A 15,986-nucleotide genomic window follows, 5' to 3' on the forward strand; every position below is an offset into this window, starting at 1 on the left:
TTTTCTAATCCAACGTATTTACCATTCTTTAGGCTCATAATTTAATTCTCTAAATAACTGATTGCGCTCTTTCTTGGATAAATCTCTCCATTGTCCAGGAGGGAGGTTGCCTAAATGAATGTTCATGATTCTTGTTCTTTGCAATCGGTAAACTTCGTATCCTAATTCAGCGCACATGCGGCGAATTTGCCGATTTAGGCCCTGTGTCAGGGTGATTTGGAAATCAAATTTGGATAATTGAACGAGTTTACATGGAAGTGTTTTTGTACCCAATATTTTGACACCCTCTGACATCTTCTTCAAAAATTCAGGAGTAATCGGTTTGTCTACTGAAACGATATATTCCTTTTCATGCTTATTTTCAGAGCGCAGGATTTCGTTAACGATGTCGCCATCGTTCGTAAGAAGTATCAGGCCTTCCGAGTCTTTATCCAGACGCCCAATATTAAATATTCTTAATGGGTGGTTGACCAAGTCAACGATATTTCCTTTGACACCTTTTTCTGTTGTGCTTGTAATGCCTACAGGTTTATTTAAAGCAATATAGACATTATTCCTCGCTACCCGGACTGGATTTCCATCTACTTTAACGTCATCTCCAGGCTCAACCTGGGTGCCTATATCGGCACGCTTCCCGTTAATTGTAACCCTTCCATCGGCTACTAATTTATCCGCACCCCGTCTAGAAGCTTTTCCGGCTTCACTTATATATTTATTAATACGCAAGTTAACACATCCTTCAAGTACGATTGTCATATTAAATACTAATATATTTCGAGTGAATAACAAAATCTTATTTAAATAAACGAAAAGCCAATGATGTATCTGTTATTAAGGCAATGTTAGATGTTGTTTGGGCGATTCTCATTGGAAAGTCGCTTTTTTTTAAAAATCGCCACTCAACCCTTGAACACTTACTTGACAACTACTTGACAAGGGGATTAAGCTATTATCATTATGATGATATTGGGGCTAATGATATGAAAAAACCATCAATGCAGGACATTGCCGGGAATTTAGGGATTTCAAAAAATGCAGTATCCCTTGCTTTATCAGGCCGTCCGGGAGTAAGTGCTGAGTTGCGTGAAAGGGTGTTCGCAGAAGCGAAGCGGTTAGGTTATCACATTCATAAAAAGAATCAGCCATCGGATTCTCATTTCATTGGATTGATCGCAAGAGAAGAAGTCTTTTCAGAACATGAATTTTTTGGCGTAATTAATTTGCACATTGAAAAAGAGATTAAAAGCAGGGGGGGCAATCTTCTGCTTCATGCTGTGGATAAAGATAGTGAAAGAGAACTGCTGCTGCCTTCCTTTTTACAAAACCAAAAGGTAGATGGGTTAATTGTTTTGTCCCATTTAAGAACGGAGTACCTAAAGAAGATTCTTGCTTTGGAAATTCCGGTCGTGCTTGTAGATCACCATGATCCTGAATTAGAGGTTGACTCTGTATTGACCGATAACCGTACAGGAAGTTATCTTGCAACTAAACACCTCATTCAAGAAGGTGCGAGATCTGTAGGATTTATTGGCAGAGTGGAAAAATCACCTAGTTATAAGGAACGGTTCGAGGGGTATACGGAAGCCTTAAAAGAGGCAGGCATATCGATAGAAACTTCGTGCATCATCAGCGACCAGGATGAAATCGTGGAGGAATTGGCTGAGTACATCCGGACGCTATCTACTCTTCCAGATGCATGGTTTTGTGTGAATGACCATTATGGTTTTTTGCTGACACAAGTTCTATCTGGAATGGGATATGCCATTCCGGAGCAAGCAGCCATATGCGGCTTTGATGACTCGCTGTACGCCACGATCGCAGCACCCCGCTTAACAACGATGTCAATCGATAAACAGTATTTTGCTAAGCGTTCTGTGATTCAGCTATATACTAGGATGCAGCAGCCGACTCCTGTTTTTGAAAAGATTTTATTGAAGACGGAACTCATTGAGAGGGAGACTGTGCGAAAGAAGAGTTGAAGCCTGCATTCCTAAAAAAGGATGTATTCGGAGTGTCTTTTCAAGAACCCGCCAAGGAAGGTTGCCTGGCGGGTTTTCTTAGGATTTTTTTAAAACTCAAATTCTTTGTGCTGTATCTCATTTCTAATTGACAAAAATACACGAAGGAAAATATAATTCAAGTATTGTAACTTTACATTAACTTGACAAATGTGCGCAAGATTCCAGTGGGTTTTTATTAGCATTTTATACGATTTTGGGTAAATATCAGCTTCATAGGTGATTTTATGAGTCCTTTTGTAAGGGTTTTCTAAATGGGGGAGTTTAGATGTCGTATATATCTTTAAAACATGGTGAAACATTTTCCGTTACTAACCATTATGGTGATATCGAAGAAACACTGAATGGTACAGGTATTTATTATAAAGATACTCGATATCTAAAACGTTATGTAATGAAAGTAAATAATCAGCCTTGTATTTTTCTGACGAAAAAACAGACCAAAGGCATTGAAAATAGCTTTAAGCTTAGTAATAGCGATATTCAAAATGGGGATTCTCGTTATGAAAAGATGGATCTTGAGATTAATAGATCCCAATTAATCTATAATGAAACTTTTTATGACAAAGTAGAAGTAGCTAATGGAAGTCAAAAGGATATCAATTGCTGTTTAAGCTTTTCTGTAGAAGCGGCTTTTGAAGATATTTTCGAAGTAAGAGGAGCAAAAAGAGAAAAACGAGGAAAAATGAAAGAGTGTTCAATAACCGAAAATACACTGCTATTTTCTTATAGAGGACTGGACGGGCTGGAAAGAAAGCTTCATATTACTGGAACAAATGGCGTTCAAATAACTGAAAATGAAATAAAATTCAATGTGTCCCTTGCTCCCGGAGAGAAGGATATAGTTGAGCTTAGAATCGAAGTCTTACTAGATGCCCAACCTGCGAATGAAGCATTAAGTTATCAGGATGCCAGATATAAGCTTGAGCAAAAGCTGTACGCCTGGTTTGCCCGCCAAACCAAAATTACAACCAGCAATCCAACCATAAATAGGACATTAAAACAAGCTGAGTTGGATCTATATATGTTATCGACTGATACCGGCCATGGCCATTTTCCGATAGCAGGTATTCCCTGGTACAGTGTCCCATTTGGCCGTGATTCCATACTTGCAGCTATCCAAACACTAGTGTTGGACCCCTCTTTAGCCAAAAATACGCTGCGAACGTTGGCAGCCGTGCAAGGAGAAACAATAAATAGCTCCAATGAGGAAGCTCCAGGTAAGATTCTTCATGAAATGCGCAATGGGGAAATGGCAAACTTAGGGGAAGTTCCGTATAAACGATATTATGGAAGCATTGATGCTACCCCATTATTTATTGTCTTGTTTACAGAAACAATACGGTGGACAGGGGATCAGAATTTGTTGAATGAACTCTTGCCTTCAGTGGAAAGAGCCCTTGCTTATTTAGAGGAGTATGCTGATCTTGATGGCGATACGTTTATTGAGTATCACAATCAAGTAAGCGGGGGACTTGCGGTACAAAGCTGGAAGGATTCCACCCACTCTATGGTCCATAAGGATGGAACCCATTCAGAATCGCCAATGGCAGTTGTTGAAGTACAAGGTTACCTCTATGACGCCAAACAGAAAATGGCAGAGCTTTATGACTATATGGGGAACATGGAACAAGCCGATCAGCTTAGAAAAGAAGCAGTGGAGCTACAAGAAAAATTTAATGCTAAATTCTGGATGGAAAATGAAAAGTATTATGCCTTAGCACTCGATAAAGAGAAAAAGCAGGTCCAAACGATTACTTCAGATCCCGGACATGCTCTATGGTCAGGAATTGTCCCTCCTGAAAAAGGTATTGAAATCGCTAATACGTTACTAGGTGAAGGGTTATTTTCAGGTTGGGGAATCCGGACAATGAGTAAGGATGAAAAGGTATATAGTCCTGTTGCCTACCACAATGGGACGGTTTGGCCGCATGATAACTCAATCATTGCCTTGGGACTAGCGAAATATGGATTTAAAGAACAGGTGAATCAACTTGCAAGTGCCTTATTTGCCAGCGCAGAGCAATTTGAAGATAATCGACTTCCAGAGTTATTCTGTGGATATGGAGTTGATCAGGAAGAGACGATTGTGCCTTATCCTGTAGCCTGTTCCCCTCAAGCTTGGGCAGCCGGTACACCATTCGCTTTAGCCCAGGCATTGCTGGGATTGCAAGTCGATTCGCTAAACAAGGTCATCCGCTTGAATCCGATTTTACCTGAAAACATTGATTGGATGGAATTCACAGGAATTCATGCAGGAAATGGACAGTTTGATTTAATCATCAAGCGAGAAAATGAGGGCATTACTTTAGAAATCACGAAGAATACGTCCGGGTCAGAAATAAGCCAGGTAACAAATCACTAGATGAAAAGAAGGGAAGCAAACTTGCTTAACTTCAAACGATTGGCGAAGAAAAGACAAATAGAATTGAGGGGAAAACATATGGATTGGAAAACAGCAGCAGAAAAATGGACTTCATTTTCAGCTATGGACCAGGAACTGGCGGAACAATTGAAGGGAATGAATGGATCTGAAAAGGGACTAGAAGATGTATTTTATAAGCATCTAGAGTTCGGTACTGGCGGCATGCGCGGGGAGATCGGTCCTGGCACGAACCGGATGAACATTTATACGATCCGTCGCGCGGCTGAGGGTTTGGCTCTTTACATTTCGAAGCAGGGAGAAACTGCGAAAAACCGCGGAGTGGCAATCGCCTATGATTCTCGCCACAAGTCTCCCGAATTTGCGCTTGAGGTTGCGAAAACAGTAGGGAAGCATGGGATTAAAGCCTATTTGTTTGAAGAATTGAAACCGACACCCGAACTATCTTTTGCCGTCAGGTACCTAAATGCATTTGCAGGTGTTGTTGTGACAGCAAGCCATAATCCGCCTGAATACAATGGGTTCAAAGTGTATGGTGAAGACGGCGGCCAGATTCCTCCTCTCGCTGCAGACACCATCATCGGCTATGTGAATGCCGTTGAAAATGAACTGACGATTGAGGTTGCGTCTGAAGAAGAGTTAGTGCGTAACGGATTATTGACGTATATTGGTGAAGAAATTGACCGTGAATATACCGCTAAACTGACAACGCTGCAATTGAATGCAGATGTTGTGAGCAGCGTGGCGAAGGATTTAAAAATTGTCTTTTCTCCATTGCATGGGACAGGTAATAAGCCGGTAAGGAATGGGCTTGCTGCTTTCGGTTTTAAAAATGTCACGGTGGTAAAGGAGCAGGAGCTTCCTGATGCCAATTTTTCTACCGTTGCATCGCCAAACCCGGAAGAGCATGCGGCCTTTGAAATTGCCATTCGTTATGCAAAAGAAATCGACGCAGACATATTGATGGCGACAGACCCGGATGCAGACCGTTTAGGTGTGGCAGTGAAGAACCTTCAGGGTGAATATATTGTGCTTACCGGTAATCAGATGGGAGCATTAATGCTTGAGTATTTGCTTTCTCAGAAGCAGGAAAAAGGCACGCTGCCCGATAATGGTGTTGTCATTAAAACGATTGTTACTTCTGAAGTTGGCCGCGCGATTGCAGATCAATATGGGATTCCGACGATTGATACACTGACTGGCTTCAAATTCATTGGTGAAAAGATTAATGAATTTGAACAAACTGGGGAGCACACCTTCCTTTTTGGCTATGAAGAAAGCTACGGGTACCTGATTGGTGACTTTGTCCGTGATAAGGATGCGGTTCAATCGGCGATTTTTGCAGCTGAGGTTGCTGCATATTATAAAGCAAAAGGGAAAACATTATATGAGGGTCTGCTTGATCTCTTTGAAAAGTACGGGTTCTATCAAGAAGGGCTGCAAACAATTACCCTAAAGGGGAAAGACGGCGCAGAGAAAATCGCCATGCTCATGAATGCATTCCGTGAAGAGAAAATTACTGAAATGGCAGGCAGTAGGGTAACTGTCATCGAGGATTATTTGAATCAGGTTAGGATGGATTTGAAGGAGAACTTCAATAGCCAGATTGATTTACCGGAATCGAATGTCCTTAAATATCATTTAGCAGATGGATCATGGTTCTGCCTGCGCCCATCGGGAACCGAGCCTAAGGCGAAGTTTTATTTTGGGGTTAAGGCTGAAAGCTTTGAAGAGAGCCAGGTTAAATTGAGAGCATTGCAGCAAGCAGTCATGAACAAGGTAAATGAAGTCTTAGCATAATTATTAGAAAAGGCCCTTCTTGAAAATCAGCCGGATTGTTCATGAAGGTGCCTTTTTACTTTTGGCTCTTTTCGTATAAATAGTTGTTTTCGCTTATTAATGTTGTCCGTTGATTGCAGTGAGAGGATGCTCAGCGAACCATGGGGCGGGCGGTGAGCATCCTCGACGCTGCGCGTCTGTGGGGTCTCACCTGTCCCGCTACTCCCGTAGGACGTTGAATAGGCTACCTTGAGTAAACACCGCACGAAGAAAATGCGAATGCATTTTAGAAGATCTCGCACCTTCCACTACAATCAACTCAGTAAATATAATATAAATAGCAACTAACTTTGCGAAAACAGCCTTACTTTTTTATCAAAAGGAGTGGCAAAATGTACAATGTCAAAGAGTCTTTCGAACAGAAATATAAAATTTATGAACTAATCGATACTGAGACCAATTCATGGGTGAAGGTCGCGCCTGAACGTGGCGGAATCATCTTTTCTTATGGAGTAAAAGGTGAAGAGCTGCTGTACCTGAATGAAGAAACGTTTTTTAACAAAGACAAAAACGTAAGAGGCGGCATTCCGATTCTGTTCCCGATTTCAGGTCAGCTGGCCAACGGGACGTATGAGTGGAATGGGAAAACATATACGATGGCGAACCATGGCTTTGCGCGCAATGCTTCATGGGAAGTGATTGGCCAGGAGGCGGATAACAGGGCGTCTCTGTCGATCAGGCTTACAAGCAATGAACAGACGAAACGCTCTTATCCCTTTGACTTTACTGTTGTTTTTACATATGTACTAGTGGGCGGGAAACTTACGATAAAGCAGGAATATAACAATACTGGCAACACATCAATGCCGATTTATCCAGGCTTTCATCCATATTTCAAAACAAGTGAAAAGAATCTGGCCTATGAAACAGATGCCACGGAATACTATGATTACAATGACGATAAAGTAAAACAGTTTACCGGCAAGGTTGATCTAACTGACTTAAAAGAATCAGTCGTGTTTTTAGGTTCTGAGGATCCTTCTATTTCATTTGGTGGTCCAGCATTGAAGAAGAGGATTAAGTTAAGCTATGGAGAGCCTTTTAAATACATCGTTTTATGGACGGAAAGTGGAAAAGATTTTGTTTGTGTAGAGCCGTGGATGGCGAAAACCGATGAATTGAACCGTAAGGAAGAGCTTGTCATGATTAATGGCAGAGAAAGTCTTGTTACTGAATTCAGTATTGAAGTGAAAGAATAAGAAATTTAGTGTCATCTAATAAGGAAGTAATTAGAATCAACATTTTAACTCCTCCATTCGAAAACAGCCAATGTAAAAGGGCCTCTCAGTTGAATCTGAGAGGCCTGAATTAGTTAATTAGTTCCTGTATAAAGCAAAGGGAAGCAAGAGAAAGGTCCCTTTGGTTCCATTATTTATTAGCAGCGGTAGATTCTCTGACAATCAAAGTAGTCGGCAGGAGGATTTCATGGATTGGTTCTGCCTTATGTTTTATCCTCCAGCTCAGCTGTTCGACTGCTTTTTTACCATAGTAATTTAAATCGATATTAACTGTTGTTATTTTTGGTGTAGCAATTTGCGATAGCTGCCCATTGTCGAAGCTGCAGATCGATATGTCTTCCGGAATCTTGTATCCTTTTTGAAGAAGGACCGACTGGACAAGGAATCCATGGCCATCGTTCACACAAAACCATGCAGTAGGCATTTCAGGAAGTTGATCTGCAAACCCGCTTATTTCTTCCTGGGTTTCCTTTGCACTTGTAAATAACAGAGAGTGGTTTGGTTCAATCCCATGTTTCTTCATGGCAAGCATATAGCCTTCGAGTCTCTCCTGGTAGCTTGGGGAAACCTCGATGTCTCCAACAAAGGCAATGTCCCGATGTCCTAATTGGATCAGATGTTCAACGGCCTTATAAGCCCCAAAGCGATTATTCGTCAAGATTGCATCCACCTGCAGGTAAGGTGAATGGTGGTCAATCAGCACAGTCGGGATTCCAGTCTCAATAATCTTGGAGATATACTCGGTGCTGATATGAGATAGAATTAAGATTCCATCTATTTGATGATTCGAAAGCAGGGAAGGAAGGGTTAACTGATCCTTGGCATCCTTGTCGATCGATTCAATGAATAAGTTCCATCCCCGTGCCCTTACTTCCTTTTCTACGCTCAGGTAGATCTCCCCGAAAAAGCTTTTGAGCGAAAAAGCATAGTCAGAAGCAATAAGCGCAATGTTGATACCCTTTTTCTTGACGAGCTTTTGGCTGTTTCGATTGTTTGAATACGTATACCCCAGTTCATCTGCAGCTCTTTGAACCATTAGCCGTGTTTCTTCACTTACCCCTGGCTTACCCGTCAAAGCCTGCGAAACGGAATTTTTAGAAATATTCAGGCGATCCGCAATATCTTGCATGGTCACTTTTTTCTTCATATATAAAACTTCTCCTTAATGAAAGTGAATAGTTGTAATTTTGCTTGTAATTATATTGTAACGTTACAATTTGGTTTTAGCAATATTATTATCATGGTATTCAATTTCTAATGCAAATAAGGTAACTAAACCTGTTGATCAGTGGGAGGCGCTTAACTCTTGAGGGATTATCAGTTCAGTTGACCTCGCAGAAACACAACGAAAAGGAAGCCAGGCGAATGCGTTCCAAGTATGTCAAACGCCTGGAACGGAAATCAACAACTATGTATAAAAGCATATATTTTTTAACAATTTAAAATTTATGTAATTTCTGTTTGACATAAAACCAGTAAGGTGCAATAATGTATTTGTAAAGTTACTATTCGCATTACTTATTAATTACTTATTTGTTTGTAATGATTTTTTTAAAAAATCTTTAGAAATGAGGGGTAAGGTAAATTATCTATAAAACGCAACCCGGATACAATTAATTATACTTTTTTTTGTAAGGTTATGATAGCGCTGCCATAACATCCGTTTCAAGAAAGCTAGACTCATAGTTTTACATTTCTTCAAGAATCATTACTGAAAACACAAAGTTAGGAAATCATACTAATAATTGGGGGAATATCGGATGAAATTCAAAAAAGCGGCTTCTCTAGTCCTTGCTGCATCATTGACTGTTTCAGGTCTTGCAGCTTGTAGTAATGGCGATAAGAGCAATGAAAGCACGAAAGACGGCGTAACGACAATTGAATTCTGGGCGGCTCCAAACCCAACACAGCAAGTGTATTGGAAGGAAATAGCGGAAGAGTTCACAAAAGAAAATCCGGATATCAAGGTGAACGTAAGCCCGATGAAGGAAAGCCCGACATCTGAAGCTGGAATTCAATCAGCGATTGCCGGGGGCAGCGCACCAACGATGTCAGAAAACATTAACCGTGGTTTCGCGGCTCAGCTGTCTGAAAGTAAAGCGCTTTTACCATTGGACGAGCTAGAGGGCTGGGATGAAATCAAGAAGAACAGAAATATGGAAGATACAATGAAGGGCTGGGAGTTTGCTGACGGCCACCAATACGTATTGCCAATCTACTCGAATGCGATGTTGTTTGGCTGGAGATTGGATGTCCTGAAGGAACTTGGCTTTAATGAGCCGCCGAAAACATACAGTGAAATGCTTGAAGTAGCGAAGAAATTGAAAGAGAAGTACCCGGACAAATATGTATGGGCTAAACCGGACCTTGCTGACCCTACAGCTTGGAAGAGATGGTTCGACTTCTTCATGCTTTATAATGCAGCATCTGATGGCAACAAATTCGTAGAGGGAACTGAGTTCACTGGCGATAAGAAGGCAGGGGAACAAGTTCTTGGATTTGTGGAAGAGCTGCAAAAAGCAGATGCGTTAATGACTAGACAGTCTAAAGATCCATTCGAAACCGGATTGGGAATCTTTACGGATATTGGTCCTTGGACAATTCCTTATTGGGCTGATAAATTCCCTGAAATGAAATTGAATGAAACGTATGCCTTAGCATTGCCTCCTGTTCCAGACGGAATGGATACAGAAAACGTTAAGACATTCGCAGATACAAAAGGTCTTGTTGTGTATGCTTCAGCAACGAAAGAGCAGCAAAAAGCGGCTGCAGAATTCATTAAATGGGTCTACTCAAATCCTGAAAATGACCTGAAATGGCTTGAAAAGACTAGCTTGCCGCCAGCACGTGATGACTTGACAACAAATGACACTTTCAAAGAGTTCTTTGAAAACAACCCAGAATTACAGCCATATGCTGCTGCCGTTCCAAATGCAATACCGCCAATGGATAACTCTAAATACAATGATATCCAGACATTTATTGGCCAGCATGCCTTCAATCCAGTTGTAAAAGGAGAGAAAGATCCGAAAACTGCATGGAAGGATATGCAAGAGGCCATTGAGGGGGCTCTCAAATAATGAGTAAGAACCAAGGATGGTTGGGCTGGCTTTTTGCCAGTCCTTATCTTTTATACGCGATCATTTTCTTTCTGTTACCACTCGTCTGGTCACTGTTTCTATCTGTGACGGACTGGAACTTAATATCACCGACTTACAGCTTTGTTGGAATTGATAACTATACCGCAGCCTTGAAAAGCCAGGGTGTACAGAGTGCCTTTTTTGTAACCTTTAAATTCATGGCTGTATTTGTACCTTTAGTCATTGCCTTTTCCATCATTGTCGCCCTGATTGTCCAGGGGCTTCCAAGATTCAAAGGACTGTTCTTAATCGGATTTTTCCTTCCTTATTTGGCATCAGGGGTTGTTTCCTCTCTGATCGTGAAAGGGATTTTGTCCTACAATAGTCCGCTGAATGAATTCCTGCGAGGATTTGGCATTGATATTAACTGGCTTGGATCACCATTCGCTGCACTATTTGTTGTAGCGTTGATCATTGCCTGGAAATTCACCGGATATTATGCGCTGATTTTAACATCTGGATTTGAAAGCATCAGTAAAGATGTCTATGAAGCTGCGCTGATTGACGGAGTGACGCCTTGGCAGCGTTTTTGGAAAATTACTTTTCCGCTTCTCTATCCAGCGTTATTTACTGTATTGATTTTATCGATTGGTGTTACGTTTGGTATTTTCACAGAGGTTTATCAATTAACTGGCGGCGGACCGAATTTTGCGACGAATACATGGCAGATGGAGATTTTCACAAAAGCCTTCTCTAACCTGCAAGCCGGCTATGCTTCTGCTATTGCCATCATCGCATCGATTGTAACGTTCATTGCGATTTACATCATTAGAAAACTCTTGGAACTGTGGGGGAAACGAAATGGTTGGACCTAAGAAAAAAGGATTGGTTTTTCGTTACCTGTTTGCGATTGTCCTATTGCTGATTATGATTTACCCATATATCTACATGGTGTTGAATTCCTTTGCTGATTGGAGTCAGGTCGATAAGAAATTCTTCCCGACTGAATACTCGTTAAAGTCATGGGAATGGCTGCTTGGCGGCGGGGAATCTGTCATCCCGCGTCCATGGATTAACGCCTTTTTTAACAGCTTTCTAGTATCTGCCGGCTCGACCATTTTAATGATGGTCTCAGCGGTTATGGTTTCTTATGCATTAGCTAAAATTCAATTTAAAGGAAGAGACACAGTCAACAACGTAATCTTGTTCCAGATGTTCTTCCCGGCGATCATCCTGCTGATTCCTACTTTCTTAGTGATTCAAAAGGTTGGAATGTACGACTCCTACTGGGGAATGATCCTGCCAAAAGCGATGAGTCTATGGGCAGTGTTCATGTATACGAACTTCTTCAAGGCAATCCCGGATACATTCATTGAAGCGGCAAAATTGGATGGTGCGAGCGAACTGCAAATCATGTTCAAAATTGTCCTGCCGATGTCAAAGTCAATCACTACGGTTATATTCTTGTTCTTGTTCATGGAAAGATGGACAGAGCTGTTATGGGACATGCTTGTTGCAAAGAGCGATAACATGCTTACGCTAAACGTACTCTTATCACAAATGTTTGGCCCTTATGGCGGCTATCCAGGACCGATGTATGCGGCATCCGTATTATTGACATTGCCGATCATCATCATCTTCTTGCTTTTCGCGAAGAAGTTCCGAGAGGGAATGCAATTCACACTTAAGTAACCAGGGATTGGAGTTCTGGCAAATGGTTAAATGGTGGAAGCAATCAGTTTTCTATGAAATATATATGCCTAGTTTCAAGGACGGAAATGGAGATGGCCTGGGGGATTTCACGGGAATCACCTCCAAGCTGGATTACCTCAAGGATCTGGGAGTAGATGGGCTGTGGCTCACTCCCTTTTATCCTTCTCCAAAAGTGGATAACGGCTATGATATTTCTGATTATTATTCAATCGATCCCGCTTATGGGACGATGGAGAATTTTGAAGCTTTTATATCTGAGGCGCACAAGCGCGATATCAAAGTCATTGTTGATATTGTCTTGAATCACACTTCTTCCGAGCATGAATGGTTCAAGGAATCAAGGTCATCGAAGGATCATCCAAAGCGTGATTGGTATATCTGGAGAGACAAACCGAATAACTGGGAATCGTTTTTCAGCGGTTCAGCATGGGAATACGATGAGGCGACCGGCCAATATTATTACCATGCTTTTGCGAAAGAGCAGGTTGACCTAAACTGGGCAAACCCCGAAGTCAGGAATGCCATGTATGATGTCATGAGGTTTTGGCTGGATAAAGGTGTGGACGGATTCAGGCTTGATGTCATCAACTTCCTGACCATCAACGATTCCTTTATCGATAATCCTTTTGACCATGAAAAGAATGAGCAAATCCATTTGTACGATAAGGACCAGGACGGGATCTTAACCGTTATTGAGGAAATTGCCCAGGTGGTCCATCAATATCAGAATAAATTCCTCGTTGGTGAGGTCGGTTCTGAGGATATTGAGATATTAAAACGGTACTCAGGGCGGAACAAGCTTGATGTATCCTTTAATTTCAACATTGGAAGTATTGCCGAGTTTGATGCAGAAAAGATTTTCGAGCAATTAGTGGAAACAGAGAAAGCATATGATTCCGAGCAAATTGCTACACTGTTCTTCTCTAGTCACGATATGTCACGCCATATTTCACGATTTGGCGGTGATGAGGAGCGTGCGAAGCTGGCTGCTGCGCTGATGCTTACGGCAAAGGGCGTGCCGTTCCTTTACCAGGGGGATGAGCTTGGCATGAGGGATTGGGTGACAGATGATATTGCGAAGATGATTGATGTCCAGGGGCGCCTCGTCTATGAAGAGGCCTTGAAGGCTGGTAAATCCCAAGAGGAAGCTCTGGTTGCCGCAAACGAACGATGCCGTGATAAATCTCGTACTCCAATGCAATGGAGTTCGGGAACACATGCTGGCTTTTCTGAAACAGTACCTTGGATTACGGTGCCTGAGGATGCTGTCCATACAAACGTGGAAATCCAGGAGGGCAATCCTGATTCCATGCTTTCTTTCTATAAAAGAATGTTGAAGCTGAGTAGAGAACATACTTCCCTTCAAACGGGAGAGTATGAATTCTTGCGCTATGAGGATAAGATGATTTCTTATATGAGAAGCAACGACAAGGAACGGACCTTTGTTGCTCTGAACTTTTCTGAGGAAGAGAAATCTCTTGAGTTAGAGCTGAAAAACAAGGAACTGCTGATTTCGAACAAGCGGTCAACGCTTGGAGACAATGATGTACTTACAATATCAGCAAATGAAGTCATTATTTTAAAGGAGGATGCTGGGAATGATGGTCTTAACGAAAGGTAAGGTAAAAACTTGCAAACAGCTTTTGGAGGAGTTTTCTTCAAAAGTACAGCCGGTTAATCCGGAGAAAATCGTTTTCACCGGTGTTGGTGATAAGGATGTCTATAATATTTCAGCTCCTTTTGAAGATGAGGGTGAGCTTGTCATTGCAGGACGCGTGGAATCACGTGACAGCGAGCATTCCAGCGTTTATTTCTTCGTCCAAAGAAGCGGTGAATGGGTTCCGCGAGAAAACGCACCTGTATTTGAATTGCAGGATCCTTTTTACACAAGGATTGCTGGTGAGCTGGTCCTCGGCGGCGTACAGATTTTCCCGCATCCGGCAATCGAAGATGCACTTGGATGGCGTACAGTGTTTTATAAAGGAAAGAACATTGCAAGTTTAAAGGAGTTTGCGAAGGGGCCGGATGGCATGAAGGATCTGCGCCTTGTTGAGCTGGCTGATGGCAGCATTGGTGTGCTGACAAGACCGCAGGGTGAAAAGGGCGGCAGAGGGAAGATTGGCTGGGCACGCATTTCTTCCTTGGAGGAATTGACGCTCGAGGTCATCAATGAGGCTCCTATATTTGAAGATCAGTTCATTGATGAAGAGTGGGGTGGAGCGAACGAGCCACACCTGCTTGCAAATGGCCTGGTTGGTGTACTTGGCCACATTGCTTCGTTCGATGAAGCAGGAGACCGCCATTATTATCCGATGATGTTCGCGCTTGATCCGGAAACAGGCGTATTTTCAGATATGGAGCTGATCGCAACGAGAAGCAATTTCCTTCCGGGTGCCTCAAAGCGACCAGACTTGGCTGATGTTGTGTTCAGCGGCGGAATTGTCCGGAAAGCGGACGGCACAGCTGATATCTATGCAGGAATCAGTGATGCCGAAGCGCAAAAAATCACGATTGCAGACCCATTTTTACAATACGAGCAAAAAAACTGACTGAATTGAGGGGATTACAACATGAATGTATATAGATATGAAGAGAATCCGTTAGTGACACCGATGGATGTAAAACCGCATCGTGAAGACTTTGAAGTGATTGGCGCATTCAATGCGGGGATTACGACATTTAATGATGAAATCATCATGCTGCTGCGTGTCGCAGAGCGTCCGATCAGTGAGGATCCTGAAATTGTGAAATCACCTGTTTACAATCCAGAAACAAACAAGCTTGAAATTTTGGAATTCAATTTAAATGATCCTGCTTATAATTTTTCAGATCCGCGGACGATTCAAAAGGCAGGAGAGTCGAACCGTCTCGCTTATCTGACTTCATTATCGTATTTGAGGATTGCACGCAGTAAGGATGGCCACAACTTTACGATTGACGAAAAGCCTTTTGTGTACCCTTCAAATGAGCTTGAGACATTTGGAATTGAAGACCCAAGGATTACAAAGATTGAAGATACTTATTATATTTATTTCAGTGCTGTATCACCTGTTGGTGTTGGCGAATCCATGGTTTCAACAAAGGATTTTGTCACAACAGAGCACCATGGCATGATTTTCGCGCCGGAAAATAAGGACGTGTTAATATTCCCTGAGAAAATCAACGGCAAGTACTATGCCCTTCATCGCCCAGTACCAAGAAGTGTTGGTGAGCCGGAGATGTGGATTGCTGAATCTACTAATCTATTGCACTGGGGAAATCACAAATACTTATTAGGCCTGCGCGAGGGCATGTGGGATAGTGCCCGCATGGGTGGCGGAGCTGTTCCGTTCAAAACGGAAAAAGGCTGGCTCGAGCTTTACCATGGCGCAACGACGGATCATCGCTATTGCATGGGTGCTGTATTGCTTGACCTAGAAGACCCAACAAAGGTCATTGCTCGCTCTGACAAGCCAATCCTTGAGCCAGAAGCAGACTATGAAGTCGAAGGATTCTTCGGAAATGTCGTGTTCTCATGCGGCGCGGTCGTTGAAGGCGATGTTGTAAAAATGTATTACGGTGTTGCCGATACTTCAATGGCATGCGCTGAGCTAAGTTTGCAGGAAATCCTGGATTCATTAACTTATATAAAATAATTCCACTATTAGTGCCAAAATCGGGTAATGATTTTGGCCTTTTATCTTAGTAAAGGTTTTGTGTTCTGTCGAGACTCTTT

12 protein-coding genes are annotated in these 15,986 nt (G+C 42.2%); 10 read left to right on the forward strand and 2 right to left on the reverse strand.

The window, feature by feature from the left end:
- Window positions 1–18: 18 nt before the first annotated feature.
- A complete protein-coding gene (gene rluF, locus M3205_RS09650) occupies window positions 19–726 on the reverse strand; it encodes a 23S rRNA pseudouridine(2604) synthase RluF (RefSeq protein ID WP_251169706.1) in 708 nt (235 codons plus the stop codon).
- 254 nt (window positions 727–980) lie between these two features.
- Here rluF and M3205_RS09655 point away from each other — a divergent pair, with 254 nt between their 5' ends.
- The 4 genes from M3205_RS09655 (at window position 981) to M3205_RS09670 (ending at window position 7,439) form a co-directional block, all read left to right on the forward strand.
- A complete protein-coding gene (locus tag M3205_RS09655; RefSeq protein WP_251169707.1) occupies window positions 981–1,979 on the forward strand; it encodes a LacI family DNA-binding transcriptional regulator in 999 nt (332 codons plus the stop codon).
- Window positions 1,980–2,286: 307 nt separating this feature from the next.
- Window positions 2,287–4,383: an amylo-alpha-1,6-glucosidase gene (locus M3205_RS09660; protein WP_251169708.1), complete on the forward strand. Its 2,097-nt coding sequence runs from the start codon at window positions 2,287–2,289 to the stop codon at window positions 4,381–4,383.
- 78 nt (window positions 4,384–4,461) lie between these two features.
- Window positions 4,462–6,201 (forward strand): phospho-sugar mutase, encoded by a 1,740-nt coding sequence (locus M3205_RS09665; RefSeq protein WP_251169709.1) that lies wholly within the window; start codon window positions 4,462–4,464, stop codon window positions 6,199–6,201.
- Between the two features lie 371 nt (window positions 6,202–6,572).
- Window positions 6,573–7,439 (forward strand): aldose epimerase family protein, encoded by an 867-nt coding sequence (locus tag M3205_RS09670; RefSeq protein ID WP_251169710.1) that lies wholly within the window; start codon window positions 6,573–6,575, stop codon window positions 7,437–7,439.
- A gap of 169 nt (window positions 7,440–7,608) precedes the next feature.
- On the opposite strand, the gene M3205_RS09675 is transcribed toward M3205_RS09670, so the two are convergent.
- Window positions 7,609–8,625: a substrate-binding domain-containing protein gene (locus M3205_RS09675; RefSeq protein WP_251169711.1), complete on the reverse strand. Its 1,017-nt coding sequence runs from the start codon at window positions 8,623–8,625 to the stop codon at window positions 7,609–7,611.
- Window positions 8,626–9,238: 613 nt separating this feature from the next.
- Here M3205_RS09675 and M3205_RS09680 point away from each other — a divergent pair.
- Genes M3205_RS09680 through M3205_RS09705 form a run of 6 tightly spaced genes read left to right on the forward strand, consistent with a single transcriptional unit; the run spans window position 9,239 to window position 15,906 of the window.
- A complete protein-coding gene (locus M3205_RS09680; RefSeq protein WP_251169712.1) occupies window positions 9,239–10,558 on the forward strand; it encodes an extracellular solute-binding protein in 1,320 nt (439 codons plus the stop codon).
- Window positions 10,558–11,433, forward strand: coding sequence for a carbohydrate ABC transporter permease (locus tag M3205_RS09685; protein ID WP_251169713.1), 876 nt, complete (start codon window positions 10,558–10,560; stop codon window positions 11,431–11,433). Before M3205_RS09680 ends, M3205_RS09685 begins: the two co-directional genes overlap by 1 nt.
- A complete protein-coding gene (locus tag M3205_RS09690; RefSeq protein WP_251169714.1) occupies window positions 11,420–12,250 on the forward strand; it encodes a carbohydrate ABC transporter permease in 831 nt (276 codons plus the stop codon). Before M3205_RS09685 ends, M3205_RS09690 begins: the two co-directional genes overlap by 14 nt.
- A 22-nt stretch (window positions 12,251–12,272) precedes the next feature.
- Window positions 12,273–13,892 (forward strand): alpha-glucosidase, encoded by a 1,620-nt coding sequence (locus M3205_RS09695; RefSeq protein ID WP_251169715.1) that lies wholly within the window; start codon window positions 12,273–12,275, stop codon window positions 13,890–13,892.
- The gene (locus M3205_RS09700) at window positions 13,873–14,820 is read left to right on the forward strand and encodes an MTP-1 family protein (RefSeq protein ID WP_251169738.1); all 948 of its coding nucleotides are present in this window, start codon (window positions 13,873–13,875) and stop codon (window positions 14,818–14,820) included. The genes M3205_RS09695 and M3205_RS09700 overlap by 20 nt, the downstream gene beginning before the upstream one ends.
- Window positions 14,821–14,841: 21 nt before the next feature.
- Window positions 14,842–15,906 carry a BtaManbiosPhlase gene (locus M3205_RS09705; protein WP_251169716.1) on the forward strand — a complete coding sequence of 355 codons (1,065 nt, stop codon included), beginning with the start codon at window positions 14,842–14,844 and terminating at the stop codon, window positions 15,904–15,906.
- The last annotated feature ends 80 nt before the right edge of the window (window positions 15,907–15,986 follow it).

This window comes from Cytobacillus firmus (assembly GCF_023715565.1).
Lineage (GTDB): Bacteria > Bacillota > Bacilli > Bacillales > Cytobacillaceae > Cytobacillus > Cytobacillus firmus_C.